This window comes from Ruegeria sp. CF8, assembly GCF_056537285.1.
This window is the reverse complement of the sequence record NZ_JBQFRG010000003.1, coordinates 183,735-207,403: the sequence shown is the minus strand read 5'-3', so window position 1 is coordinate 207,403 and position 23,669 is coordinate 183,735. Positions and strand designations below refer to the sequence as shown.

Below are 23,669 nucleotides of genomic sequence, written 5' to 3'. Positions count from 1 at the left end.
CAAAGGGGATCAGAATGGATCTGGGCATACAGGGAAAACGTGCGCTGGTGTGTGCCAGCAGCAAAGGGTTGGGATTGGGCTGTGCCGAGGCGTTGGCCGAAGCAGGCGTTGATCTGGTGATGAACGCGCGAGGTTCTGACGCTTTGGAGGCTGAGGCTGCGCGTCTGCAGAATGACTACGGCGTCAAGGTGAATACCGTTGCCTGTGATGTCACCTCAACTGAAGGGCAAGAAGCCGTGATAGATGCAGCGCAGGGCGTTGATATCCTTGTGACAAATGCAGGTGGCCCCCCTCCGGGTTTGTGGTCGGACTGGGATCGTGACGACTTCATTAAGGCGTTGGATGCTAACATGCTGACGCCAATTGCGTTTATGACAGCATTGTTGCCCGGAATGATCGACAAAGGATGGGGCCGTGTCGTCAACATCACGTCGCAATCGGTGCGTGCTCCGATCCCGGCCTTGGGGTTGTCGAACGCGGCGCGCACGGGCCTGACTGGTTACGTGGCCGGCACGTCGCGTCAGGTTGCGCCCTTTGGGGTCAATATCAACAACCTGTTGCCGGGAATTCATGCCACCGATCGGGCGGATTCACTGGACAGCGGTGTCGCATCGCAACAAGGCATTTCGATGGATGAGGCGCGCGCAAACCGAGCTGCCACGATCCCTGCACGCCGCTATGGCACGCGGCAGGAGTTCGGTGCCGCTTGTGCGTTTCTTTGTTCGCAACAGGCGGGTTTCATCGTCGGGCAGAACATTCTGCTGGACGGTGGCGCCGGAAACATGACGATGTAAACATGGCTCAGAATTTCTCCTTGAAAGACCAGTTGTTCAATGCGGAAAAAACCCGTTATCTCGCGGGTTTGTTTGACGCAGCTGATGCATCTTTTGATGCCGATGCGTTTCATGCCCAGGTCATGTCGCGCCTGCTGGAACTGGAACTGAAAGAGAGAATGGCCTGGATTTCAGACTGTCTTCAACAGGCTGTGCCGGGCGATCTGCCAACGGTTGCCCCCGTCATCCTGCGCGCTTTGCCGCCGCCGTTGGACCCCACGAAGACAGATGACGATTTCGGGGATTTCATCTTTGCCCCTTTGGGCGAATGGGTGGCGGCGATCGGGCAGGATCACGTGGAACTGGCGCTGGATGTGCTGGAAGAAATAACACAGCGGTTTTCTATGGAATGGGCCATTCGCCCGTTTCTGAACCAAGACCCAGATGCTGTTTTAAAGCGAATGCACCAGTGGTGCAGTCATGACAGTTATCACGTGCGCCGATTGGTCAGCGAGGGCACACGCCCCCGGTTGCCTTGGGGGCAGGGCGTTGATCTGGAATCGACCGATCCGCTACCGCTGCTGGACCAACTGCACGGGGACGAAACGCGGTATGTTACTCGGTCTGTGGCCAATCATCTGAACGACATCACCAAGAAACATCCTGAATTGGTGCTGGAACGCTTGGAGAAGTGGCGCGTTGCTGGGCAGCAAAACGCGGCTGAGTTGGATTGGATGACGTCCCACACATTGCGCGGGCTGGTGAAAGCAGGGCATCCCGAGGCGATGAAGGTGTTGGGGTATGACCCGGATGCAGAAGTAACAGCGTCAGTTGACGTGATTTCTGAAGCCCGGATCGGTGATGCGCTGGAGTTTTCAGTGACACTGACCGGTGCAAAGGAACAACCGGTTCTGGTCGATTATATCGTTCACTTTCAACGTCCTGGTGGAAAAACCTCGGCCAAGGTGCATAAGCTTAAACAGGCGGCGCTTAAAAACGGTCACCTGCAACTGACCAAGCGACATAAGCTGAAGGGCGACGCCACAACGTTCAAACTGGTGCCCGGCGCGCATCGTCTTGAGGTGCAGGTGAACGGTAAGGTTCGCGCAGGTGTCGATTTCGAACTGCTGGGCTAGGACCACGTAGAAAGTTAACGCTTTTGTAAAAAACGCGGGCTTTGGATTGCTTGACGCAGCGCGCTGCATTACCTGCAAAACAACCATGTATGAAGGGAAGACTGCGATGAAGCATGAATCGGTGCAGAATTACTATGGTGAAGTCCTGCAAAGCAGTGCGGATTTGCAGACCAATGCGTGCTGTACGCCCGATGACATGCCGGATCACGTGAAAAAGATCCTGTCGAAAATTCATGACGAAGTGCTGACCCGTTACTACGGCTGTGGTCTGATCGCGCCTCTGGATCTTGAGGGCATGTCGATCCTCGATCTGGGCTGCGGCGCGGGGCGGGACGTCTACGCCTTGTCAGCCATGGTCGGTGAAACGGGCCGGGTTGTTGGTGTCGACATGACGCCAGAACAGTTGGACGTTGCCCGTGCGCATCAGGACTATCATGCCCAAGCCTTTGGCCACGCCAAAAGCAACGTTGAATTCCATCACGGCTATATCGAAAAGCTGGATGAGCTGGACTTGGAGCCCGGATCCTTCGACATCATCGTGTCGAACTGCGTCATCAACCTGGCCACCGACAAAGATGCGGTTCTGCGCGGCGCGCATCGGCTGCTGAAAGAAGGCGGCGAGATGTATTTCTCGGACGTCTACGCAGACCGCCGTATCCCGCAGGCGATGGCCGAGGATGAAGTGCTGTATGGAGAATGTCTGTCGGGTGCATTGTACTGGAATGATTTCCTGTCGATGGCCCGTAAGGCCGGTTTTGGTGATCCAAGACGCGAAACGCACCGTCCGTTGACGATCGAAAATCCCGCGCTCGAAGCACGTGTGGCACCGCTTAAGTTCCTGTCGGCGACGTATCGATTGTTCAAACTGCCCGCGCTGGAACCGGCTTGCGAAGATTACGGCCAGGCGGTGATCTATAAGGGCACTGTGCCCAACGCCCCGCATGAGTTTGTTCTGGACGATCATCACATCATCGAAACCGGCAAGGTCTTTCCGGTCTGTGGCAACACATGGATGATGCTGCAGGACACACGGTTCGCGCGACACTTTGACTTTATCGGTGACTTCTCGACCCATTACGGCATCTTCGAAGGCTGCGGCGGTGAAAGCCCGTTTGAAGCTGTGGGTGAGGCCGCATCAATGGGCGGTGGCTGCTGCTGATCCCTTGCACCTGAGGGGCGGGGTTGCTATCCCCGCCTAAGCCCGATGGAATTGATCGGGAAAGGCAATTGGGGTCCATCGGTGACAGGTAACGCAACTCCTCCACGTCTGGAAATTCGCAACATTATCCGCCGGTTCGAAGGCCGGGTTGTGGTGGATGACGTGTCACTGACCGTGCAGGCGGGCAAGGTGACGTGTTTGCTGGGGCCTTCGGGCTGCGGTAAATCCACAACGCTGCGCATGATCGCCGGGGTCGAGATGCAGGACTCGGGCGAGATCTATGTTGATGGCAAGCTGATCTGTGACACTGTCTTCCGAGTGCCGCCAGAACGGCGAGAGATTGGCCTGATGTTTCAGGATTTCGCGCTGTTTCCGCATCTGAGCGTGGCCAACAACGTGGCGTTTGGCCTTAAGGGCAGCAAGGATGAGAAACGCACCCGGGTTGAGGAGCTGCTGCGCAAAGTAGACCTGATGCGCTTCATCGACGGATTTCCGCATCAACTGTCGGGGGGTGAGCAGCAGCGTGTGGCGCTGGCCCGCGCCTTGGCACCGCGACCCCGGATCATGTTGATGGACGAGCCGTTTTCTGGTCTCGACAACCGTCTGCGTGACGGCATTCGGGACGAAACGCTGTCCATCCTCAAGGAAGAGGACGCCGCCGTTCTGCTGGTCACGCACGAGCCGGAAGAGGCGATGCGCATGGCGGATGAGATCGCCCTGATGCGGCGCGGCAAGGTGGTGCAGCAAGGCGCGCCCTATAACGTTTACACGCGGCCTGCGGACAAAGCTGCAGTGGCTTTTTTCAGTGATGTCAACGTGTTGCGGGCGCAAGTGAATGGGGCTTTGGCAGATACGCCGTTTGGTCAGTTTCTTGCGCCGGGCATCCCGGACGGAACGGATGTCGAAATTGTATTCCGCCCGCAGCACGTCAAGCTGGACTTTGACCGCAATGGTAAGGGGCCTTCGCCCACGCCCTCGGCTGGTGTGGCTGCGCGAGGCGTGGTCGAGCGTGCGCGCTTTTTAGGAAACGAAAGCCTTGTCGAGTTTCGCATGGATTATGACGGCTCGATCCTCAAGGCGACAGTTCCAAATGTCTTTGTGCCGGGGCCGGGTCGCGTCATGTGGCTGACCATTCGCCGAGACAGGTGTTTTGTGTTCCCCGAGAGCAAAACTTGACCTAACGATTTCCACCCAAGTGGTGCGCGAAAGCCTCAGATTGCAGTCCTGCGTCGCTTGCCGCAACGCAGGCCGGGGTCTATCAAGGGCCAAACGCGGGGGTAAAACGGGCAATGCGTATTCTTCTGACCAATGATGACGGGATCAACGCTCCGGGCTTGATCACGCTTGAGGCGATTGCGGCCGAACTGGCTGGGCCGGATGGCGAAGTTTGGGTGGTCGCGCCTGCCTTCGAGCAATCCGGGGTCGGGCATTGCATCAGCTACACCCATCCCACAATGATCGCCAAGCTGAGCGAGCGGCGCTATGCAGCCGAAGGGTCGCCTGCGGATTGCGTTTTGGCGGGGCTGCATGATGTGATGGCAGACTGCCGACCCGATCTGGTTTTGTCAGGTGTGAACCGGGGGAACAATTCGGCTGAGAATACGCTTTACTCAGGCACTATCGGTGGAGCGATGGAGGCAGCCCTGCAAGGTGTGCCGGCAATTGCACTGTCGCAGTATTTCGGCCCACGCAATCTGGGGCTGGATGATCCGTTTGAGGCTGCTGCGCGGTTTGGGGCCGATCTGGTCCGGCGTATTCTGGGTGCTAATCCGACAGAGCAGGGCGATTACCGCCTGTTCTACAACGTGAATTTCCCACCTGTTCCGGCAGATGAGGTGCTGGGCACGCGCGTCGCTGCGCAAGGCTTCCGCCGCGACACGCATTTCTCGGTCGAACCGCACAGCTCACCTTCGGGGCGACGGTTCCTTTGGATCAAGGGCGGCTATCAGCACAACCCGACGGCTCCGGGCACCGATGCGGCGGTCAATCTGGAAGGCTATATCTCGGTCACGCCGATGCGCGCTGACCTGACCGCCTACGACATGCTGGAGGCGCTGAAGGCAGTCGAATGAGCGGACTGGACCCTGAAACCGTAATGCAGTTCCTGTTTGCCCTGCGCAAACGGGGCGTGACCGATGCGCGTGTTCTGGCGGCGATGGAGCAGGTGGACCGGGGACGGTTTGTCACTGGTCTGTTTGCAGACCGCGCTTATGAGGACATGCCGCTGCCGATTGCGTGCGGCCAAACCATCAGCCAGCCTTCGGTTGTCGGGCTGATGACGCAGGCGCTGGATGTGCGCGCACGCGACACTGTGCTCGAGATTGGTACCGGTTCGGGTTATCAGGCGGCGGTCCTGTCCAAACTGGCGCGTCGGGTATACACGGTCGAGCGCCACAGGCGGCTGGTCAACGAAACAGGTAAGCTGTTCGCCGACCTGGGGCTGACCAATATCACTGCCATGTTGTCTGACGGTTCCTTTGGACTGCCGGAGCAGGCACCCTTTGACAGAATCATTGTGACCGCTGCGGCCGAAGACCCTCCGGGCCCGCTCTTGGCGCAGCTGAAAATCGGGGGTATTATGGTTTTACCCGTGGGTCAGTCGGACGCCGTGCAGCAGTTGATCAAAGTGACGCGCACCGAAACCGGTCTGGACTATGATGAATTGACGTCGGTTCGTTTTGTGCCCCTGCTGGAGGGGCTTGGGAAGGACGAGACGTAACAGGCTTTGTGAATTGGTCGCCGGAACCCCGAAAAACAGGGGCAGGCTTTGAGGACAGAATTATGAAAGCAGTATCCAAATCAGCTATGCGCCGCTGCGCGACCGGACTGGTCGCTGTGGCTGTTCTGGCCGGGTGTGAAGGGCCTTTGGACTATGATCTGCGTGGGCAGGTCGGCGGGTTCTCGACAACCGATGCGGCACAATCTGCCACAACTTCGCGGCCAACGCCGGACAGTCGGGGCGTGATCACTTATCCCAACTATCAGGTTGTCGTGGCCCGTCAGGGCGACACGGTGCGCGACGTTGCCGCGCGGGTTGGCCTGCCGGAAGGAGAGTTGTCGCGCTTCAACGGATTGCAGACCACCGACACTTTGCGAGAAGGCGAAGTTCTGGCTCTGCCGCGCTCGGTTGGTGCCGGTAGCGGGGTGGATATCGCTTCGGTAGCCGGAAGCGCGATCGATCAGGCCCCGGATACGGGCGCGGTTCAGACAACGACATTGGAACCAGCGAAACCCGCGCCAACCGCCGCCCCTGTGCCTTCGGGGCCGGAACCGGTTCGGCACAAGGTTAAACGGGGTGAGACGGCCTATACCATCTCGCGGCTCTATCAGGTGCCGGTTGACGCGCTTGCGGAATGGAACGGGCTGGGGCCCGATTTTACCGTACGCGAAGGTCAGTTCCTGTTGATTCCAGTCAAGAACCAGGCTGCGCCACGGCAAAGCGCTGCGGCGGCAGCGGCACCTGTTGCGGCTACTGAAGTCACCGAGCCAGGGCAGGGATCGCCGACACCGACCCCGCCAAGTGCCACCCAACCGCTGCCTGAAGAAAAAGTTGCGCCATTGGCAGAGGCACCGGATGTCACCGCTGAAGCCCCGACCAACACACGATCTTCAGCCCTCTCACTGCCGGTGAGCGGAACCATCATCCGTGGTTACAACAAAGGCAAGAATGAAGGCATCGACATCGCTGCAGCACCCGGTACGGCTGTCACAGCGGCCGAGGCGGGCACTGTTGCGGCGATAACGGCGGATGCGGATCAGGTTCCGATCATCGTGGTCAAACACAAAAACGATCTGCTGACTGTTTATGCCAATGTGGACGACATCACCGTTAAGAAAGGTGACCGCGTGCGTCGCGGACAAAAGCTGGCGCAGCTGCGGGGTGGAGACAACGCCTATGTACATTTTGAAGTGCGCAAAGGGTTCGAGTCTGTTGATCCAGAGCCCTACCTGAAGTGAGGGTGAATGGCCCTTTTCGGGCCATGCCTCCGGCGGGAGTATTTTTGAAAAAGATGAAGAAGGTCAGACGTTTGGGTCATAATCGCTCAGGCGTTTGCCGGGTTCGTCCGCAAAGAGTTCCGGTAGCGGCGCGACAGTTTCGATCAGGTCGATGCGGAAAACGCGGAAACCCTGGCGAAGCTCGCACCAGGCGGTGAGGGTCCAGACGCGACCCCAGTACTCCATGTGAAGCGGGCGGATGGTACGTTCGGTCAGAACGCCGTCGATCCTGCGATAGCGCAAGTGCAGTTTCTGACGCGTTTTGATGGCCGCGCGGATCGGGGCCATATGTGCCAGCCCACGAGCGGCGTCAGCAAACGGGTAGACTGCGAACTTCCAGGCGTCCGCCTCGGCCACGACCTGCGTGGGCAAGACGGCATCGATTTTGTCAGCCAGAGAATTGGCAGCGGCTTTCAGGTCAGGATCGGCGGCCTCGGCTACGATGGCCATGCCGAGGTTCAGCGCCTCAAGCTCGGCTGGTGTCAGGTTCAGCGGGGGCAGGGTGATCTGCTCGCGGACCATATAGCCTACGCCACGTTCGCCTTCGACCGGAACACCCGAAGCCACCAGTGTATCCATATCGCGATAGATGGTGCGAACCGACACCTCAAGCCGGTCCGCAATGTCCTGCGCACGGTGCAGTTTGCCGTCGCGCAAGATCTGGATGATGTCAAACAGGCGATCCGTCCGGCGCATATTACGCCGTCCGGGCCGCACTTAGGCGGTCATGTTCCATAACACATTCTCGTGGCGCATCTGAATGCTTTCAGGGTTGATGGCTGCCATCAGCCCGGCGCAGAAGTCCTGTTGCGGGAATTGTGCGGCGGCGTCCTTGGCTGCTTTCATGTCCGTCCAGACAACATAATCGGTCCAACGCCCGTCTTCTCCCTGGCTTAACTGGCGATGGGCAAAGCCCGGTGCGCTGCGCACAAAGGTCTCTGAGGCTTGGCTGAGTTTCACGAACTCTTCCGGTGTGGTGCCATTGGCAAGTGTGAAGGTGACGATTTCAGCAACATGGGTCATATGGTTCTCCGTTGACCAGGTTTCGATATCGTCTTCTTATCCATACCCTACTGACATAAACCTGTCAGTAGGAAAAGGCGAACCCTTAGATTCTGCCGGATCACATCAAAATTGGGCATCAATTTGATCTACCGCCCTTTTGAGATCGGGCTTTGGCGCGTAAACAAGCGCAGAGAATGAAAATCCGACGTTGTATGCGTCGTTGTAGCAAGGAGAGATCACATGATCACAACACCCATGGTATTGACCAACGTCCCACCGGTCGGCTGGTTGCTGATTGCCATCGTAATTCTCGTTTTATTTGGCCGCGGAAAGATCAGCTCGCTGATGGGTGAAGTCGGTAAAGGGATCACATCGTTTAAGAAGGGCGTAAAAGAAGGCACAGAAGAGCTGGAACAAGATGCGTCTGAGGTGGCAAAGGACGTCACACCTAACTCTGACAAAGACAAAGCGTAACATCAGATGTTCGATCTTGGCTTTACCGAGCTTCTGGTAATTGGAGTTGTTGCTCTGATTGTCGTGGGTCCGAAAGACCTGCCTGTGCTGTTTCGCAACGTAGGGCGCTGGGTCGGTAAAGCCCGGGGCATGGCGCGCGAATTTAGCAGCGCGATGAATGAAGCTGCAGATCAATCTGGCGTGGCCGATATTCAAAAGGGGTTAAGTTCAGCGACTCAGCCCATGAACACAGCAGTGGACAGCGTCAAGCAAGCTGCACAGGATATGGCTAAGAGTATTGATCCGACCAAGTTTGATCCGGACAGTGAAACGGGGAAACTTGCGGCAGAACGGGCCGAGCAAGCCAAGAAGATCCAAGCTACGACCGCTCGAGCAGCAGCAGAACGAAAAGCCAAAGAAGCGGCTGATGCCTTGGCAAAGGCTGAAGAGGCTGAAGCCGCTGTAAATTCTGAAAGCAAGAAATGAGCAAGACCGACGAGATCGAAGATACCTCGGCCCCACTGATTGAACATCTGGCCGAACTGCGCACACGGTTGATCCATTGTGTTGCAGCTTTTGTTGTCGGCATGTTCGTTTGTTTTGCCATCGCTACGCCGATCTTCAATTTTCTGACTGCGCCGCTGTGCGAAGCCTTGTCCGAACGGGGGCAGGATTGCGGTCTGATATTCATCTCTCCACAAGAAGGTTTCTTTGTTGCAATCAAGGTGTCCCTGTTTGGCGGGTTCATTCTGGCTTTTCCATATATAGGCTTGCAGCTTTGGCGCTTTGTGGCACCTGGGCTGTACCGGACTGAAAAGAATGCTTTTCTCCCGTTTATGCTTGCCTCGCCCTTCATGTTTTTACTCGGGGCCAGCTTCGCTTTCTACATTGTCACGCCATTGGCCTATGACTTCTTCCTGAGCTTCCAGCAATTTGGCAGCGAGGGGGAGGCTGTGATTGACGAGACAACCGGTGCTCCTTTGAGCGTGGTGTTTCAGGGCTCGGCTCAGGAATACCTGAACCTGACAATCAAGTTTATTGTAGCCTTTGGCTTATGTTTCCAATTGCCGGTGCTACTGACTTTGATGGGAAAGGCCGGGTTGGTCAGCGCCGAAGGGCTGGGTGCCGTACGTAAGTATGCAGTGGTCGCGATTTTGATCTTGGCGGGGATCGTGACACCCCCGGACGTGATCACGCAGGTTATTCTGTTTGTGGTGGTTTATGGACTCTATGAAGTGTCTATCTTCCTGGTCGCTCGGGTCGAACGCAAGCGCGAAGAACAACTACGTGCCGACGGCTATTACGACGATGAAGAGGCTGAAGCGGATGCCGATAATATGCAGGATTACGAAGAAAAATCGTGATCTATAGAAAATACTGAACAAGGCGCGCCAATCGCTGGCGCGCCTTTTTCGTTTCCGCCTCTTGTTGCGCCGGAAGGAACATGGTTTGAACGCCAAAACGACCGGAGGCCCCTATGGATGATCAAGCCCTGAACCGTATCGCTGATGCGCTGGACCGCATGGCACCGGCCCCGTTGGCCGCCCCGGATTTCGACGAAGCCCCTGCATTTGTCTGGCATGTGGAACCCGACCGGTTAGAACCAGTGAAGCAGATCAACCGCGTCGATTTGGATCTGTTGGTTGGCATCAATCGGTCGCGCGACACCTTGCTTGATAACACGCGCCGGTTTGCCGCCGGATACAAAGCGAACAACGCGTTGTTGTGGGGCGCGCGGGGGATGGGCAAGTCCAGCCTTGTCAAGGCAGTGCACGGAACCCTGCAAACGGACCATCCAGATTTAAAGCTGGTGGAGTTACAACGCGAGGATATGGCGTCGGTTGCACGCCTTCTGAACCATCTGCGCGCCGCACCGCACCGGTTTATTTTGTTCTGTGATGATCTGTCGTTCAGCCACGATGACCAGCATTACAAATCGCTCAAGGCCGTTCTGGACGGTGGCATCGAAGGTCGCCCGGAAAATGTCGTGTTCTACGCCACCTCGAATCGTCGTCATCTTATGCCGCGGGACATGATCGAAAACGAACGCTCCAGCGCGATCAACCCATCCGAGGCGGTTGAGGAAAAGGTTTCGCTGTCCGACCGTTTTGGGCTTTGGCTGGGCTTCCACCCCTGCGATCAGGACGAATACCTGGCCATGATTGACCGCTATTGTGCGGCCTATGGCGTATCGGTCGATGCAGACACCCTGAGGGCCGAAGCCACTGAATGGCAAGCCACGCGCGGCTCGCGCTCAGGCCGTGTTGCCTGGCAATTCTTTGTCGATCTGGCCGGGCGCAACGGCGTTCACATCGCCTGATCCCAGCTTCATCTGGCTAAAAATACCTCCGCCGGAGGCATGGCCCGCGAGGGCCATTTCCTATAGCAGCGCCAGAATGCGCGCGGCTTCACTTGCCGTGCTGTTCAACGCGTCCCGGTCTTCTCCGGGATGGAACCGTGCGCGTACGGCGGTGGGCATAGGCGCAGGTTCGACAATTGAAACGCGTGGGCCGGTGCGTTCAGTTTCCGCGGCCCAACTGCGGGCCAGGGCCATCTGCGCGGCCTTGGTGGCCCCATAGATGCCATAGAACTTCTCGCCGGCCTTCGGGTCGTCAAAGAACACCGCGTGGCCGTTTTCACCCAGCAGGGGCGTTACGTACGGGATCAGAACCGAGGTCGCATTGGCGTTGGTGTTAACGGCCTTTGCCCACTCTTTCGGATCAATGAAATGAGTTGGTGTCAGGGCCGAGGTATGGATCGCCGTGTGCAACCACAGATCCACCTTGCCCCAACGGTCATGTATTCCCCTGCACAAGGTCGCCATGGCATTTGGATCGGTGATGTCCATGGGGGCCAGCGTTGCCGAACCTCCCTTTGCCTTGATCCGGTCGTCCAACTCTTCCAGGCCGCCGGTGGTACGGGCGACCGCAACAATGTGATACTCGGGCGTCAACGCTTCGGCGAGGGCAGCGCCCAACCCGCGAGAGGCCCCGGTGATAAGGGCGATTTTGGTCTGATCGGTCATGGCTGCGGTTTGAACCCCTGCGCGCGGGGCGTCAAGTCGCGATTAGCTGCCGGGAATAGGGATCCGCTTGGTCTGGCCGCTTTGTCGCAGCATGATGCCATGTTCATCAATCGCAACCACCGTGCCCGAGGCGACCCGGCTTCCGGTTTTTACCTCTTTGACACGGCCCGATGAAAGCCGCATAAGGGCCCGCAGGTCGGCCTTAGGTCCAAAAACTCCAAGAACCGAGACGGAATTCTTCTTCATCGCGCCCCGCTGCGTGGCCGCGCTTTTGACTTTTGCATTCGACATGATCTGCGGCTTGGACCGTAGCCCAAACCCCTTTTTAAGTGAGTGGTGCGGGCCAAGTATCAAAACCGAAACGGAAGCAAAAGCGCATGACACACAGAAGTCATTGAGACAAAGTCGCCCCGCTAAAAAGCCCTTGAGATCACGTGGCATTCACCGCTGAGTTGTGGCAAATTCCCACTCATCTCAACGGCCCGAAGCGAATGTAGTTGTAACGTTCCGATGGCGAATCGTTTGCCCTTAGCTGCGGGTAGTAAAGGTGAGCCCGTTCAGCCAGACGCCAGCTTAGCTGCGTTCCACGACCCGCCCGGAACCTGCATATCTGCACGTTTTTTGCTGACGCGGGTGCTGTTTTCCAAGCTGTCCAGATAATCTTCGCTGACGCTGCCGGTGATGTAGTTTCCGTCAAAGCATGAGCAGTCAAAGGCTTCGATCTCTGGATTGCCTTCTTTGGCGGCCCAGATCAGGTCATCCAAATGCTGATAGAACAGCGCATCCGCACCCAATTCTTCGCGGATCTCCTCGATCTCTTTGCCGTTTGCGATCAGTTCTGCCTTGGTCGGCATGTCGATGCCGTAGACATTGGGATACTTCACCGGGGGCGAGGCGCTGGCGACGTAGACTTTTTTGGCGCCGGCGTCGCGGCACATCTGAACGATCTTTTTGATAGTGTTGCCGCGTACGATGGAATCGTCGATCAGCAGAACACTGTGACCATCAAACTCCAACGGCACGGCGTTCAGCTTACGGCGGACGGATTTCTGTCGCTCTGCCTGACCGGGCATGATGAAGGTGCGCCCGACATAGCGGTTCTTGACCAGACCTTCGCGATAGGGGATGCCTGTGATCTTTGCAGCTTCCAGCGCCACGGGGCGGGCACTGTCCGGCACCGGTATGATCCGGTCGATTTCCAGACCGGACTCCTGAATCTGCTTGGCCAGTGTCTGACCCATGCGCATCTGGGTCTTGTAGACCGAGACACCGTCCAGCAGTGAGTCCGGGCGCGCCAGATAGACATACTCAAAGATACATGGCGTCAGTTTGCCTTCGACGGCCTGAAACTCATGCATGTTGCCGTCCAGATCGATCAGGATCGCTTCGCCCGGTCGCAAGTCACGCAGCTTCTCAAAGCCATTGATGCCAAAGGCCACATCTTCCGAGGCGAACGCATAGTCATCTCCTGCGCCGTCCACTGAGCGTTTCGCAACCGACAAGGGGCGAATGCCAAACGGATCGCGGAAGGCCAGCATCCCGACGCCTGCAACCAGACAGATCACGGAATAAGCGCCTTGAACCCGCTCCATCGTCATCTTCACACCTGCAAACAGGTTGCGGATGGGTTCTGCATTGCCGTTCACCTTGATCGCGTCGGCCACTTTGTCGGCCAGAACGTTCAACAGGATTTCGGAATCTGACGTTGTGCGCAGGTGACGGCTGTACTTGCCTGTAACTTTCTCGCGTTGTTCTGCGGTATTGGTAATGTTGCCGTTGTGAACCAGATAGATGCCATAAGGCGCGTTCACAAAGAACGGCTGAGCCTCGGCCGCGCTGAGCGAACCAGCGGTGGGATACCGGACATGACCCATTCCGACATAACCCAACAGCGTTTCGGCATCCTTTGCATTGAACACATCCTTGACCAGTCCGTTGGCCTTCTTTTCCCGGAAAAACTCGCCATTGAAGGTCACAATCCCCGAGGCATCCTGACCCCGGTGCTGCAGCATCAGCAGCCCGTCATAGATCTCGGCAAACACATCGTGTGTCCGGCTTGCGATTCCCAAAATCCCACACATTTACGGGGCTCCAACTTCTATGACGATTTGATCTGAGGACTGACCGCTTTACGGCTTCGGACAATCTGTGACGCGTGCGCGGGTGTATTTGAGGCAGAAAAAAATGACGCCAATAGGGCGATCATCATCACGACCAGCGCGCATTCATACAGAAAGAACAAGATCGGTGGCTCCGATTCCGTGGCGGGTTGGCCTCCACATAAAGCCTAATGGCGTGGCTGTCATCAAAGGATCACATTTACCAATTGCCGCAGGCTGAAATTGTCCTCGACGCTCATGTTCGGGAAACGGATGACATGTGCAGTCATATATGCTGTCATGCGCATGAATATGCATAAGTCTGGATTGGAGAAACACCCAGAGGATCCGAATGTGGCAACATAAGTCTCAGCAAAAGAAACCGGAACGGGTCAAGCAACGGTGCCATCGATGCCGGGGCATGGGGCGCGCTCCTTGTCAGATCTGCAACGGCGCCGGCGAAGTTGTCAAAAGCCGCGATATTCTGGGCAAACCCATCTCCAGCCGGTGTGATGGGTGTTTCGGATTAAAAACGATCAAATGCACTGTTTGCGGTGGCGAAGGTTTTATCTGACCCGCAAGAAAAAGCCCGGTCAGAGCCGGGCTTTCGATGAACCATGAATTGCGAGGCGTTTAGCCGTCCGCAGGCGCAGTGGTTGCCGGTTGTGCGTTGTCTGCGGTGCAGCTGGCCACTAGTTCTTCATACTGTGCGGTAACCCAGCCCAAAGCGGCTTCGGGGTTTTGTTCTTCGATCTGACCGCTGAATTGTTCAAAGACCTTGGCCGAGCGGCTTTCGTCGACGATCGTGTAGGACTGACCGGTCATCACGGTGTCGTAGACAAAGAAAGCGATCGCAACCAGCAGGATGCCCCGCGCGATGCCGAAGAACAGACCAAGCGCCTGATCCAGACCGCCCAGGGCCGAGCGTTGCACCAGTGATGAAAACAACGGTGTAAAGATGCTGACCACGATCAGAGCGATTGCGAATACGGCAGCAAAGCCGGTGATGACCGAAAGCTCGCAGCTGTCGCGCAGGAAGTCTCCGACAACGGGGATTTCCTTGACCAGTGGGACGGCCTGCGGAGCAAAGATAAACGCCAGAACAGCCGCTGCGACCCAGCCTGCAATGGCCAGAACTTCGCGCATGAAACCACGTGAGTAGGCCAACAAGCCCGACACCACGATGACGAGGGCAACGACCCCGTCAATTATTGTAAAACCTTCCATGGCCCTCGCCTGTTCGTTTTCTGCCCCTCAGGGCGCGACTTTAACCTGCTCCGAAGGTTTCGCCAACAAACCCAACCAAATCAGAGGGTCGGGTGAGTGACAGACCTGCCACAGTGCCGGTTTTGCCACCTGCCGGAGCAATTGCCGCTGTGAAACCAAGTTTTTGAGCTTCTTTCAACCTGTTTTCTGTCTGCGGAGCGGGTCTAAGTGCCCCTGATAGCGAGATTTCTCCGAAAACGACGGTGTCGGCGGGCAGGGCAGTGTCTTCACGCGCGCTGAGTAACGCAGCGGCAACCGCGAGGTCTGCGGCGGGTTCGCTGACCTTTAGCCCTCCGGCGACGTTCAGATAGACATCAAGGCCTGCAAACGGGATTCCGCAACGCGCCTCGAGCACAGCAAGGATCATGGCCAGACGTCCGCTGTCCCATCCAACAACCGTGCGGCGGGGTTGGGAATGGGGCGACGGGGCAACCAGCGCCTGCAATTCGACCAGAACGGGGCGGGTGCCTTCAATGCCTGCAAAGACGGCCGAACCGGGGCTGGGCGTGCCGCGTTCCGAAAGGAACAGGGCCGAAGGGTTCGTGACCTGAGCCAGCCCTTTTCCGGTCATCTCGAAGACACCGATCTCATCAGCGGGGCCAAAGCGGTTCTTGACGGCGCGCAGGATGCGGAACTGGTGGCCGCGCTCGCCTTCAAAATACAGCACCGTGTCGACCATATGTTCGACCACGCGGGGACCGGCAATCTGGCCTTCCTTGGTGACATGGCCGACCATGATGATCGAAACGCCGTGTCGTTTCGCAAATGTGGTCAATTCATGGGCTGCGGCCCGGACTTGTGACACCGAGCCCGGCGCACTGTCCACATTGTCGGCCCACATGGTCTGGATCGAGTCGATGATCGCCAGACCGGGCTTTTCGGCCTCAAGCGTCGTAAGGATGTCGCGCAGGTTGGTTTCTGCGGCCAGTTGGACAGGCGCGTCCTCCAGCCCCAGGCGGCGTGCACGCATCCGAACCTGTGCGCTGGCTTCCTCGCCCGAGACGTAGATGGTTTTGACACCAGCACGCGCGAACCGGGCAGCAGCCTGCAACAGCAGCGTGGATTTACCGATACCCGGATCTCCACCCACCAGAAGGGCAGATGCCGGGACCAGACCACCGCCCAACACCCGGTCAAGTTCTTCCACGCCGCAAAGGGTGCGGGGCGGTGGGGTTTCCTCGGTCGACAAATCCGTGAGTGCAATGGACTGGCCGCGTTTGCCGCCGAGGGATTTCTTTGTCGGGCCAGCCGAAAGGGGCACGTCCTGAACGATGGTGTTCCATTCGCCGCAGGCATCGCAGCGTCCGGACCACCGCGTATGTGTTGCTCCGCAGGCCGAGCAGGAGAAAGAAGTCGTTTTTGCCATGCGGCCTTTGGTGCCCGAGCTTGGGCGGTTCTTCAAGCCCTTGTGGGCTTTCCTCACCGCCGGTGGCGCGCTGCGGCCTCAGGCCCCGAACGGGCCATCGCCCACAGCGGGCGCTGACGCGCCTATTCCGCCGCCCGAGGGGGGGACATCGCAACCACGCTGGACGCCTTTGAGGTGCTGTCTTTGCGCGGTGTCTGCAATTGGGTCGACAGTTCGGGCAACAGTTCGAACAGTTCATCGCGAAGGCGTGCCAGTTGCGACTTGGCGATGGTCTCTTCCATTTCCACGTCGCGCGTCCATTGGCGCAACTCGTTCTGGATGACCTGAGCCTCTTCCAAACGTTGCTGGAACAGCTCAATCTCTTGCTGCCGTTGTTGCAGGAACATCTGCGCACGTTCAACCCGCGCGGTGCCATAGGTCTCGGCCAATTCCTGGCTGATCTGACTCATCTGCGCGGCCAGTTCCAGAATCTCTGGTTCCAGCGATTGCAGGTCAGGGTGCTGGCGCAGAAACGCCATACGCTCTTTGACCGCGTCGAACTCGGACGACATCATGAACAGCCCGCCTCGGTCAGCGGCATGGGCCATCTGATACGCGTTCGCGATGTCATGCATGTTGAGGGCAAATTTGCGATGGTTGTTTTCCAACGCCATCATTCGCGCGTTTGCCGGCAGATAAAACGCCAGCATGAGAATCAGTGCGGTCAACCCGATCTGGATGAACATCCCGGCATCCGTTGCCGGACCGTCGCCGAATCCGGCCTGCATCGAAAGCCAGGGCAATACGCCCAAAGCGGATAAAATCGTGGTTAAAACGGCCAGCAGGGCCGCCATGCAGATCAGTAAAAAAGTCAATCTTAAAAAGGCATTCTGACATTGCAATGTGATGTTGTGGAGGGCGGCCATGATCGTCGAACTCCTTTTTCAAACCGGAACACACCGGGCCGAAGCGGAGGAAGATCAAACAACTTAGGGCGATCCGCTGCGGACCCGAAAACTACAAATCTTAACTGCTCGAAATATAAAGATGATACTTAGATATGTGTTTTCAATCAATTAGGTCTGAGCTTTTCGTGAACCAGATGTCATCTCTGTAATATGGCCAAGCGCGATCGAAGCCAGAATGCAGGCCGTGAACAGGTAGAGACCCCATGCGGTTTCGATGGTGGCGTAAGAGATACCCTTGGCCAAAGTGATGTAAAGCGCGATCAGGAAAATGTCGGCCATGGCCAGTTTGCCGAGGATATTCAGCGCAGGTTGGACGCGCGCGTCCAGCAGGTCCCATTGGATCAGTGCGGTGCCGATGGTTTTGATGTAGGGGGCGAAGAGGGCGAAGATGGTGACGATCAGCGCGAGGAAAATGTCGGATTTCCACAGGGATTGCAGCCCGGTGATAACGCTGATTTCGCTAAGGCCGAAGATCGGCAGGAACCCCGCGCGCATCAGCGGAGCGAACCACGCGATGGGGTAGAGGATCAGGAGCGAGAGGGTGGCGAGGCGGAGGGTCATGGTTTCGAAGTTGAGTGTGGCTAATCACTGAGAAACATCAAGGTTGGTTGGCGACCCAGCTGTTAATAGAACTCGCTTTTTCGGGGTCAGGACAGCCATTTCCAAGTTGCTGGGATCGAGTATTCCTCAATTAGGTACATCTTTTGCTTTTCGTCAAAACCCCGTAGCTCCCTTTCGATCCCAGATGTTTCCACGTTTTCTAGCAACTCGTGAAAGGCAGCAGAACATACCATATTGACGCCCTGTTTGGTCGCATCTTCCAGCATTCGTGCGGTCAAATTCACCGCTGGCCCAATTGCGGTGAAATCCAGCCTTGTTTCTGTTCCGATGTTGCCGAGAAAAACTTCTCCGACGTGAAGGGACGATTTGAAGAAAATTCGCGTCTCTGAAAACTCTTCGTTTATGTCGTTTTGTGTATCTTCAACCGCCGCCAGAGCACATTGAGCAGCTGCTTTTTGAGCGTCTTTTGAGTAAGTGGATCTAAAAATTACCAAAACTCCATCTCCGAAAAACTTGAGAATTTCGCCTTGGTATTTTTCTACGTTCCTTCCAATAATCTCAAAGAACAGATTTAAGGTCGCAAGAACCTGCTCGTAGTTGGATGTGTTGGCAATCTGAGTGAAGCCTGAAAGGTCGGCGAACAATATCACCGCAGTCACTACTTCGCCTTCGCCTCGACTTACTTTGCCGTTTAAGATTCTCTTGGATGGTTCTCTGCCAACATAAGACTCCAAAACGAACTTCTTGTCGAAGTGTTCAGTGTGATATTCTTTCAACCTAGCTATAGGATTGCAAAGCGTTTTCAAAGCCTTGACTTGCGTCATAGTAAAGCCATCAGCTTCTTTGGTTGAGAACTCAATGTTCCCAGTCGCAGAGCCGTCTACATTTATTAGCGGGAGAATCAAAACGTCGCTGTAACCCAAGTCTTTGTAAGCTTTTTGGAAACGAGATGAAAACTGTGACCGATCTGGTGAGAAACGGAAGCGGATCTCTTCGCGAGTTTCAACCATAGAGGACAAAGGTGTTTCCAAGAACTCTGGTGATTTCATAAACGAATGGTCAAAGGTGCGTCTTCGTACGCCTTTTTCTCGAGTCCAACTGTAGCGAATGCCTCTGATCTGAGGATGAACGAACAATCCATTTACAACACATGCAGACAGTGGCACTCCTGCATCGGCAAGTCGCGCAGCGCATTCTAGTAACAATTCTTCAATTGACTTGGGCGGCGGAGCGCCAGCAATTAGCCAATTTACAATGGAGTCAACTTTTTTGGTGTCGACCATGTTGATGCTCAAAATTGATTGTGTCTAACACTTACTCGAAATCATCTAATTGAGCGACAGTTATTTGTCACCGAACCGCCTCAATCGGCCCCTCTGCACTCCCGCTGATAAACTGCTCGACATAAGGATCGCCCGAGGCATCCATCTGCCCGACGGGACCGGTCCATTGGATGACGCCTCCGTGCAGCATGGCGACGTTGTCGGCAATCGCGCGGACCGAGCTCATGTCATGGGTGATGGTCATCGCGGTGGCGCCCATCTCGTTCACGATTTCGCGGATCAGATCATTGATGACGCCGGACATGATCGGGTCGAGGCCGGTGGTGGGTTCGTCAAAAAAGATGATCTCGGGCTCGGCGGCGATGGCGCGGGCAAGGCCGACACGTTTTTGCATCCCGCCCGACAGCTCTGCCGGAAAGCGGTCGGCGACGTCGGATTTCAGACCCACGCGGCGCAGTTTTTCGATGGCGATCTCGCGTGCTTCTTCGGTCGGACGTTTCAGAGAACCACGGAGCAGGCGGAAGGCAACGTTCTGCCAGACGGTCAGTGAGTCAAACAGGGCCGCCCCCTGAAACAGCATCCCGAACCGTGCCAGAAACGCGTCGCGGTCGCCCTTGCTGGCGTCTTTGCCGTCCACATAGATCATGCCGCTGTCGGGGTGGATCAGGCCAAGGATACATTTCAGCGCCACCGATTTCCCGGTGCCCGACCCACCGATGATGACCATCGAGGTGCCCTTGGGGATCTCAAGATTAAGCCCTTGCAATACACGGTTGTCGCCAAAGGCTTTATGTACGTTCTCCATCCGGATCATAGCGAGAAGAATACCCCTGTGAGAACGAAGTTTGCGGCCAGGATCAGCACAGCTGCGGCCTCAACTGAGCCTTTGGTAGCACGGCCCACGCCCTGTGCGCCGCGACCGGAGTTCATGCCATAGTAACAGCCCATGATGGCCGCGATCAGACCGAAGGCCGCGCCTTTGACCAGTGATGAGACGATGTCGCGGGTTTCAAGGAAATCCACGGTGTTTTTCAGATAAGCCGCCGGGTTGAAGCCCAGGTTTTGTGTGGCAACCGTGTAGCCTCCGGCAATGCCGATAATGTCACCCACTGCAACCAGTGCAGGCACCGTAATCAACGCGGCCAACACGCGGGGCGCGGTCAGGTATTTCATTGGGTGGGTCGACAGCGTGACCAATGCGTCGATCTGCTCGGTCACTTTCATAGTGGCGATCTCGGCCGCGATGGATGAGGTCACGCGGGCGGCAATCATCAGGCCGACCAGCACCGGGCCAAGCTCCCGCACCATGCCAATGGCGACGATTTGGGGCACCACCGCCTCGGCGTTGAAACGCGCGCCGCCAGCGTAGATCTGCAGCGCCAATGCGCCGCCGGTGAAGATCGCGGTCAGGCCAACCACGGGCAGGGACAACCAGCCGATATTCAGCAGCGCCATGCCAAATTCGCGCGGATAAAAGGGTGGGCGCAGAATGTGCGAGATGGCATCAAGCGCGAACAATGCGACACGGCCAAAGGCCGCCATAAGGCTCAGCACAGCACGGCCCAGCCCTCCAAGCGCTGCGATCGGGTTCATTCCACATAGCCTCGCGAATAGCGATTGCCCAAGGATGTCAGGATCTCATACCCAATCGTTCCGGCAGCTTCGGCCAGATCGTCGACGGTTTGATGGCCGTTGAGAATACGCAGGCGTTCCGGGTCATGGGGCAGATCGGTCACATCCACGGTGATCAGGTCCATCGAAATCCGACCGACCACCGGGCAGGGCTGGTTTCCGGCAAACGTGTCAATCCCACCACCGATTGCGCGATGCAGGCCATCCGCATACCCAGCCGAAACGGTGGCGATCCGCGACGGGCGGCGCGCCACCCAGCTGTTGCCATAGCCAACCGTTTCGCCGACCTCCAGTTTGCGCACTTGGATGACGGGCAGATCAACGGTGACAACCGGTTTGGCACCGGCAAAGGGCAGGCCACCGTAGAGACCGATGCCCGGACGGCAGAAATCGAAATGGAACTCTGGCCCCAGAAATGTGCCTCCGGTCGCGGCCAGAGAACGCGGTGCGGTGACGCCTTCGGTCATCTCGCGAAAGGTCTTGAGTTGCTGCTGGTTCATCGGGTGATCCGGCTCGTCGGAACAGGCCAGATGAGACATGACCACCGCCGGATTCAAAGCCTCGGCCTTTGGGCGCAGTTCGGCCCAGTCGGCGGGCTCCAGCCCCAGACGGTTCATGCCGCTGTCCAGCTGAATGCCAAATGCGTGATCGGGCAGGGCTTGTTCATGGCGCTTAAACTGCTCAGCCGAGTTGATCAGCGGTGTCAGATCATGCGCACGCAGCAGATCTGTGTCGCCTTCCATATGCCCGGAGAAGACACCGATCATCGGGCCAGGTCCCACCGCCTCGCGCACGGCGGCACCTTCTTCTGCGGCAGCGACAAAGAACTTGCGAACGCCTTCTTCTGCCAGCATATCGCTGACCGGCCCGGCCCCCAGCCCATAGGCATCGGCCTTGACCACGGCCCCGGTTTCAACCCCGGTCTTCGCATCAAGCGCCCGCCAGTTGCTGGCCAGCGCCTGAAGATTGATCGTCAAACGTGCAGTACTCATGGCACTGTTCATGACATTGCGCCGTCCAAGGTCAAGAGGGAATGGTGCATTTCCGTAGCGTATTCCGTCGCCACGTTGCCGCAATCGACGAAAAGCGCCGAAAACCAAGACATTTTGGCGGTTTGTTGCTGTGCGGGATCTGTTTTGTGATTGTCTTCACATTGGTGTTAAAACGATTTTGCGAGTGTGATCGTTCCATCGCAACTCATTCGGGACTGTGGCAGTAGGAGTGCGGAAATCATGGAGTTTTCGACGGGGCTAACACCGGATCCTTCTACTTTGGTTCAGTTGTTTGCGGATGTTTTTTCAGCGTCCGAAGGAGAGGATGAAGGCGCGCTGATCGGCGCGTTTGTGCAAGACCTGATCGAAACCACCCCACCTGAGGATCTGGTCGTGTGCACAGCACATCGCCATCACGAGTTGCTGGGATGCGCCATCTTTTCTCGGGTCGTGTATCCACAGGATACGCGTTCTGTGTTCATTCTGTCGCCGATGGCCGTTCGGACCGGCAGCCAGAAAACAGGTGTTGGCCAAGCGTTGATTTCCTACGGGCTGGACCGACTGCGTGCCAAAGGTGTGGATGTGGCTCTGACCTACGGTGATCCGGGGTACTATTGTAAAACGGGGTTCAAGCAGATTACTGAGGACACTGCTCAACCGCCTCTGTCGCTGAGCCACCCGCATGGGTGGTTGGGGCAAGCGTTGAACGGCCGGGAACTGACGCCACTGACAGGCCCATCGCGTTGCGTGGCTGCGTTGAGTAACCCAACGCTTTGGTGACTTGCCATATGATTAAGCCGCCCAACGGGATTTCCCGTTAGATCAGAGGGTGATCGATCATCGCTTTGCTGTTGCGTATGTGGCGGGCAACCAGTGTTTTTTGCCGCCGTCCGCTGGGGATGTGGCAGGCAGGTGTCATTTCTTGATCGCTGATAAGGGCCGGGAACAGCGTGAGCAGTTCCTGTTGCGCTTCTAGTGAAAGCGATTTCAACGCTTCTGGTCCGGTGAACAGGCTTTCACTTGGCGCGCCTTCGGCAAACAGAACAACGTGACGGTCAAAAACGAGGTGATGATAAGTCACTTTGGTCGCCAAATCGTCGACATAAATGCCAGGCAACTCGGTCAATCGGATGGCCGAGATCAAAACGTCCCGCGTCGCAAACATTCGCTGCGCAATGGCCGAGCGGACCAACATCCGATGTTGACGCGATACAAGCAGGTCGCGGCGCGGTATGCCATGACCCAACGAACCCGCCATGATGCAGACCGGGTGCAGCTCCGGCTTCTTCAAAAGATCTGCGTGTCGCAGGGTTCGCGACAGGCGCATGCGCACCGTTTCCATCGTGCCGTTGGTCGACATGACGCGCATTCCGGGTTCGATATCCTGAACGAGGATCTCACCCTGATCGGTAAGAATCAAAGTGTCCGAGGTGAAACAGGGGGCGCCGGGACTTGGATTTGGATCCTGAACAAAATTCACCCCATCGGTTGAGGACAACGAAGACGTGTCATCTGTGCCATTGCTGCCGATTTGGGTTGAGGTTTGACCGTTTGCTGGACCCTGGGTGGCCGTTACCTGCGCATCGAAAGACACAAAGCTCAGAACCGAACCGTTGTCAGACAATGAGACCGCGCCCAATCTGTTGATACGGGCCGTGACCACGTAATAGTCGAAGCCGCCCACGGTCGTCATTGTCGCCGTGTCGACATCTGTGGAACTGCGCACTGAACCATTAGGGTTATAGACATCAACCTGAAGCCCGGTGACATCGGTTCCGGTCGGCACACGGACTTCGATGAAATCCCCGTCCGGCGCAAAATTCGGACCGTTCCGATATCTGATTTCCGAGATGATCGCGGGCAAAACTCGGGGCCTCCGACCGGCATGAGCGTGCTGTGCAAATTACCTTTACCTACCTTAACACAGCATGAAAGCTACGCCACCAGTTCGACCAGCGGCGTACCCATTGTCAGAA

At 57.0% G+C, this 23,669-nt stretch carries 26 protein-coding genes; 12 read left to right on the top strand and 14 right to left on the bottom strand.

From position 1 onward, the window contains the following. Positions 1-14: 14 nt before the first annotated feature. The 7 genes from ACR0EV_RS08880 (at position 15) to ACR0EV_RS08850 (ending at position 7,025) form a co-directional block, all read left to right on the top strand. Positions 15-794 carry an SDR family oxidoreductase gene (locus tag ACR0EV_RS08880; RefSeq protein ID WP_480799760.1) on the top strand — a complete coding sequence of 260 codons (780 nt, stop codon included), beginning with the start codon at positions 15-17 and terminating at the stop codon, positions 792-794. Positions 795-796: 2 nt separating this feature from the next. Then, positions 797-1,909: a hypothetical protein gene (locus ACR0EV_RS08875; RefSeq protein WP_480799759.1), complete on the top strand. Its 1,113-nt coding sequence runs from the start codon at positions 797-799 to the stop codon at positions 1,907-1,909. Between the two features lie 106 nt (positions 1,910-2,015). Continuing rightward, on the top strand, positions 2,016-3,068 hold the full coding sequence (locus ACR0EV_RS08870; RefSeq protein WP_480799758.1) for a methyltransferase domain-containing protein: 1,053 nt from the start codon (positions 2,016-2,018) through the stop codon (positions 3,066-3,068). 45 nt (positions 3,069-3,113) lie between these two features. Then, on the top strand, positions 3,114-4,244 hold the full coding sequence (locus tag ACR0EV_RS08865; protein ID WP_480799757.1) for an ABC transporter ATP-binding protein: 1,131 nt from the start codon (positions 3,114-3,116) through the stop codon (positions 4,242-4,244). A gap of 113 nt (positions 4,245-4,357) precedes the next feature. Then, the gene (gene surE / locus ACR0EV_RS08860) at positions 4,358-5,140 is read left to right on the top strand and encodes a 5'/3'-nucleotidase SurE (protein WP_480799756.1); all 783 of its coding nucleotides are present in this window, start codon (positions 4,358-4,360) and stop codon (positions 5,138-5,140) included. After that, on the top strand, positions 5,137-5,787 hold the full coding sequence (locus ACR0EV_RS08855) for a protein-L-isoaspartate(D-aspartate) O-methyltransferase (RefSeq protein WP_480799755.1): 651 nt from the start codon (positions 5,137-5,139) through the stop codon (positions 5,785-5,787). The genes surE and ACR0EV_RS08855 overlap by 4 nt, the downstream gene beginning before the upstream one ends. Positions 5,788-5,849: 62 nt before the next feature. Beyond that, positions 5,850-7,025, top strand: a complete 1,176-nt coding sequence (locus tag ACR0EV_RS08850; RefSeq protein ID WP_480799754.1) for a peptidoglycan DD-metalloendopeptidase family protein — start codon at positions 5,850-5,852, stop codon at positions 7,023-7,025. Positions 7,026-7,088: 63 nt separating this feature from the next. Here the strand turns inward: ACR0EV_RS08850 and ACR0EV_RS08845 are convergent, their stop codons facing one another. Further along, positions 7,089-7,760 (bottom strand): helix-turn-helix transcriptional regulator, encoded by a 672-nt coding sequence (locus ACR0EV_RS08845; protein WP_480799753.1) that lies wholly within the window; start codon positions 7,758-7,760, stop codon positions 7,089-7,091. Positions 7,761-7,781: 21 nt separating this feature from the next. Next, a complete protein-coding gene (locus ACR0EV_RS08840; RefSeq protein ID WP_480799752.1) occupies positions 7,782-8,087 on the bottom strand; it encodes a hypothetical protein in 306 nt (101 codons plus the stop codon). 222 nt (positions 8,088-8,309) lie between these two features. Here ACR0EV_RS08840 and ACR0EV_RS08835 point away from each other — a divergent pair, with 222 nt between their 5' ends. From ACR0EV_RS08835 to ACR0EV_RS08820, 4 genes are all read left to right on the top strand, one after another. After that, positions 8,310-8,543 (top strand): twin-arginine translocase TatA/TatE family subunit, encoded by a 234-nt coding sequence (locus tag ACR0EV_RS08835; RefSeq protein WP_480799751.1) that lies wholly within the window; start codon positions 8,310-8,312, stop codon positions 8,541-8,543. Positions 8,544-8,549: 6 nt separating this feature from the next. After that, positions 8,550-9,008 (top strand): Sec-independent protein translocase protein TatB, encoded by a 459-nt coding sequence (gene tatB / locus ACR0EV_RS08830; protein ID WP_480799750.1) that lies wholly within the window; start codon positions 8,550-8,552, stop codon positions 9,006-9,008. Next, positions 9,005-9,886: a twin-arginine translocase subunit TatC gene (gene tatC / locus ACR0EV_RS08825; RefSeq protein WP_480799749.1), complete on the top strand. Its 882-nt coding sequence runs from the start codon at positions 9,005-9,007 to the stop codon at positions 9,884-9,886. Before tatB ends, tatC begins: the two co-directional genes overlap by 4 nt. A 113-nt stretch (positions 9,887-9,999) precedes the next feature. Further along, the gene (locus ACR0EV_RS08820; protein WP_480799748.1) at positions 10,000-10,842 is read left to right on the top strand and encodes an ATP-binding protein; all 843 of its coding nucleotides are present in this window, start codon (positions 10,000-10,002) and stop codon (positions 10,840-10,842) included. 60 nt (positions 10,843-10,902) lie between these two features. Here ACR0EV_RS08820 and ACR0EV_RS08815 read toward each other — a convergent pair whose 3' ends face one another. From ACR0EV_RS08815 to alr, 11 genes are all read right to left on the bottom strand, one after another. Next, positions 10,903-11,547, bottom strand: a complete 645-nt coding sequence (locus ACR0EV_RS08815) for an SDR family NAD(P)-dependent oxidoreductase (RefSeq protein ID WP_480799747.1) — start codon at positions 11,545-11,547, stop codon at positions 10,903-10,905. 42 nt (positions 11,548-11,589) lie between these two features. Continuing rightward, the gene (locus ACR0EV_RS08810; RefSeq protein ID WP_480799746.1) at positions 11,590-11,838 is read right to left on the bottom strand and encodes a hypothetical protein; all 249 of its coding nucleotides are present in this window, start codon (positions 11,836-11,838) and stop codon (positions 11,590-11,592) included. Between the two features lie 266 nt (positions 11,839-12,104). Continuing rightward, positions 12,105-13,628 carry an amidophosphoribosyltransferase gene (gene purF / locus ACR0EV_RS08805; RefSeq protein WP_480799745.1) on the bottom strand — a complete coding sequence of 508 codons (1,524 nt, stop codon included), beginning with the start codon at positions 13,626-13,628 and terminating at the stop codon, positions 12,105-12,107. A gap of 651 nt (positions 13,629-14,279) precedes the next feature. Next, the gene (locus ACR0EV_RS08800) at positions 14,280-14,873 is read right to left on the bottom strand and encodes a CvpA family protein (protein ID WP_480799744.1); all 594 of its coding nucleotides are present in this window, start codon (positions 14,871-14,873) and stop codon (positions 14,280-14,282) included. 40 nt (positions 14,874-14,913) lie between these two features. After that, positions 14,914-16,278: a DNA repair protein RadA gene (radA, locus tag ACR0EV_RS08795; protein WP_171090399.1), complete on the bottom strand. Its 1,365-nt coding sequence runs from the start codon at positions 16,276-16,278 to the stop codon at positions 14,914-14,916. 122 nt (positions 16,279-16,400) lie between these two features. After that, positions 16,401-17,183 carry a DNA repair protein gene (locus ACR0EV_RS08790; RefSeq protein WP_480799743.1) on the bottom strand — a complete coding sequence of 261 codons (783 nt, stop codon included), beginning with the start codon at positions 17,181-17,183 and terminating at the stop codon, positions 16,401-16,403. A 150-nt stretch (positions 17,184-17,333) separates the two neighbouring features. Next, positions 17,334-17,786 (bottom strand): paraquat-inducible protein A, encoded by a 453-nt coding sequence (locus tag ACR0EV_RS08785; protein WP_480799742.1) that lies wholly within the window; start codon positions 17,784-17,786, stop codon positions 17,334-17,336. Positions 17,787-17,872: 86 nt separating this feature from the next. Then, the gene (locus ACR0EV_RS08780; RefSeq protein WP_480799741.1) at positions 17,873-19,069 is read right to left on the bottom strand and encodes an adenylate/guanylate cyclase domain-containing protein; all 1,197 of its coding nucleotides are present in this window, start codon (positions 19,067-19,069) and stop codon (positions 17,873-17,875) included. Positions 19,070-19,136: 67 nt separating this feature from the next. Beyond that, positions 19,137-19,883: an ABC transporter ATP-binding protein gene (locus ACR0EV_RS08775; RefSeq protein ID WP_480799740.1), complete on the bottom strand. Its 747-nt coding sequence runs from the start codon at positions 19,881-19,883 to the stop codon at positions 19,137-19,139. Then, complete coding sequence (locus tag ACR0EV_RS08770) at positions 19,880-20,662, bottom strand: MlaE family ABC transporter permease (protein ID WP_480799739.1); 783 nt, start codon at positions 20,660-20,662, stop codon at positions 19,880-19,882. Before ACR0EV_RS08770 ends, ACR0EV_RS08775 begins: the two co-directional genes overlap by 4 nt. After that, positions 20,659-21,693, bottom strand: coding sequence for an alanine racemase (gene alr / locus ACR0EV_RS08765; RefSeq protein ID WP_480799738.1), 1,035 nt, complete (start codon positions 21,691-21,693; stop codon positions 20,659-20,661). Before alr ends, ACR0EV_RS08770 begins: the two co-directional genes overlap by 4 nt. Positions 21,694-21,933: 240 nt before the next feature. Here alr and ACR0EV_RS08760 point away from each other — a divergent pair, with 240 nt between their 5' ends. Further along, positions 21,934-22,473, top strand: a complete 540-nt coding sequence (locus ACR0EV_RS08760) for a GNAT family N-acetyltransferase (protein ID WP_480799737.1) — start codon at positions 21,934-21,936, stop codon at positions 22,471-22,473. 37 nt (positions 22,474-22,510) lie between these two features. Here ACR0EV_RS08760 and ACR0EV_RS08755 read toward each other — a convergent pair whose 3' ends face one another. Then, positions 22,511-23,557, bottom strand: a complete 1,047-nt coding sequence (locus tag ACR0EV_RS08755) for a Hint domain-containing protein (protein WP_480799736.1) — start codon at positions 23,555-23,557, stop codon at positions 22,511-22,513. Positions 23,558-23,669 lie beyond the last annotated feature (112 nt).

Excerpts from the sequence above, each read along its gene's own strand:
- ACR0EV_RS08775 (WP_480799740.1), bottom strand. The coding sequence starts at position 19,883 with ATGATCCGGATGGAGAACGTACATAAAGCCTTTGGCGACAACCGTGTA.
- ACR0EV_RS08770 (WP_480799739.1), bottom strand. The coding sequence starts at position 20,662 with ATGAACCCGATCGCAGCGCTTGGAGGGCTGGGCCGTGCTGTGCTGAGC.
- ACR0EV_RS08790 (WP_480799743.1), bottom strand. The coding sequence starts at position 17,183 with ATGGCCGCCCTCCACAACATCACATTGCAATGTCAGAATGCCTTTTTA.
- ACR0EV_RS08800 (WP_480799744.1), bottom strand. The coding sequence starts at position 14,873 with ATGGAAGGTTTTACAATAATTGACGGGGTCGTTGCCCTCGTCATCGTG.
- purF (WP_480799745.1), bottom strand. The coding sequence starts at position 13,628 with ATGTGTGGGATTTTGGGAATCGCAAGCCGGACACACGATGTGTTTGCC.
- ACR0EV_RS08760 (WP_480799737.1), top strand. The coding sequence starts at position 21,934 with ATGGAGTTTTCGACGGGGCTAACACCGGATCCTTCTACTTTGGTTCAG.
- ACR0EV_RS08875 (WP_480799759.1), top strand. The coding sequence starts at position 797 with ATGGCTCAGAATTTCTCCTTGAAAGACCAGTTGTTCAATGCGGAAAAA.
- ACR0EV_RS08840 (WP_480799752.1), bottom strand. The coding sequence starts at position 8,087 with ATGACCCATGTTGCTGAAATCGTCACCTTCACACTTGCCAATGGCACC.
- ACR0EV_RS08850 (WP_480799754.1), top strand. The coding sequence starts at position 5,850 with ATGAAAGCAGTATCCAAATCAGCTATGCGCCGCTGCGCGACCGGACTG.
- ACR0EV_RS08835 (WP_480799751.1), top strand. The coding sequence starts at position 8,310 with ATGATCACAACACCCATGGTATTGACCAACGTCCCACCGGTCGGCTGG.
- ACR0EV_RS08785 (WP_480799742.1), bottom strand. The coding sequence starts at position 17,786 with ATGACCCTCCGCCTCGCCACCCTCTCGCTCCTGATCCTCTACCCCATC.
- tatC (WP_480799749.1), top strand. The coding sequence starts at position 9,005 with ATGAGCAAGACCGACGAGATCGAAGATACCTCGGCCCCACTGATTGAA.
- ACR0EV_RS08810 (WP_480799746.1), bottom strand. The coding sequence starts at position 11,838 with ATGTCGAATGCAAAAGTCAAAAGCGCGGCCACGCAGCGGGGCGCGATG.
- alr (WP_480799738.1), bottom strand. The coding sequence starts at position 21,693 with ATGAGTACTGCACGTTTGACGATCAATCTTCAGGCGCTGGCCAGCAAC.
- ACR0EV_RS08815 (WP_480799747.1), bottom strand. The coding sequence starts at position 11,547 with ATGACCGATCAGACCAAAATCGCCCTTATCACCGGGGCCTCTCGCGGG.
- tatB (WP_480799750.1), top strand. The coding sequence starts at position 8,550 with ATGTTCGATCTTGGCTTTACCGAGCTTCTGGTAATTGGAGTTGTTGCT.
- ACR0EV_RS08855 (WP_480799755.1), top strand. The coding sequence starts at position 5,137 with ATGAGCGGACTGGACCCTGAAACCGTAATGCAGTTCCTGTTTGCCCTG.
- surE (WP_480799756.1), top strand. The coding sequence starts at position 4,358 with ATGCGTATTCTTCTGACCAATGATGACGGGATCAACGCTCCGGGCTTG.
- radA (WP_171090399.1), bottom strand. The coding sequence starts at position 16,278 with ATGGCAAAAACGACTTCTTTCTCCTGCTCGGCCTGCGGAGCAACACAT.
- ACR0EV_RS08865 (WP_480799757.1), top strand. The coding sequence starts at position 3,114 with ATGGAATTGATCGGGAAAGGCAATTGGGGTCCATCGGTGACAGGTAAC.
- ACR0EV_RS08820 (WP_480799748.1), top strand. The coding sequence starts at position 10,000 with ATGGATGATCAAGCCCTGAACCGTATCGCTGATGCGCTGGACCGCATG.
- ACR0EV_RS08870 (WP_480799758.1), top strand. The coding sequence starts at position 2,016 with ATGAAGCATGAATCGGTGCAGAATTACTATGGTGAAGTCCTGCAAAGC.
- ACR0EV_RS08780 (WP_480799741.1), bottom strand. The coding sequence starts at position 19,069 with ATGGTCGACACCAAAAAAGTTGACTCCATTGTAAATTGGCTAATTGCT.
- ACR0EV_RS08880 (WP_480799760.1), top strand. The coding sequence starts at position 15 with ATGGATCTGGGCATACAGGGAAAACGTGCGCTGGTGTGTGCCAGCAGC.
- ACR0EV_RS08845 (WP_480799753.1), bottom strand. The coding sequence starts at position 7,760 with ATGCGCCGGACGGATCGCCTGTTTGACATCATCCAGATCTTGCGCGAC.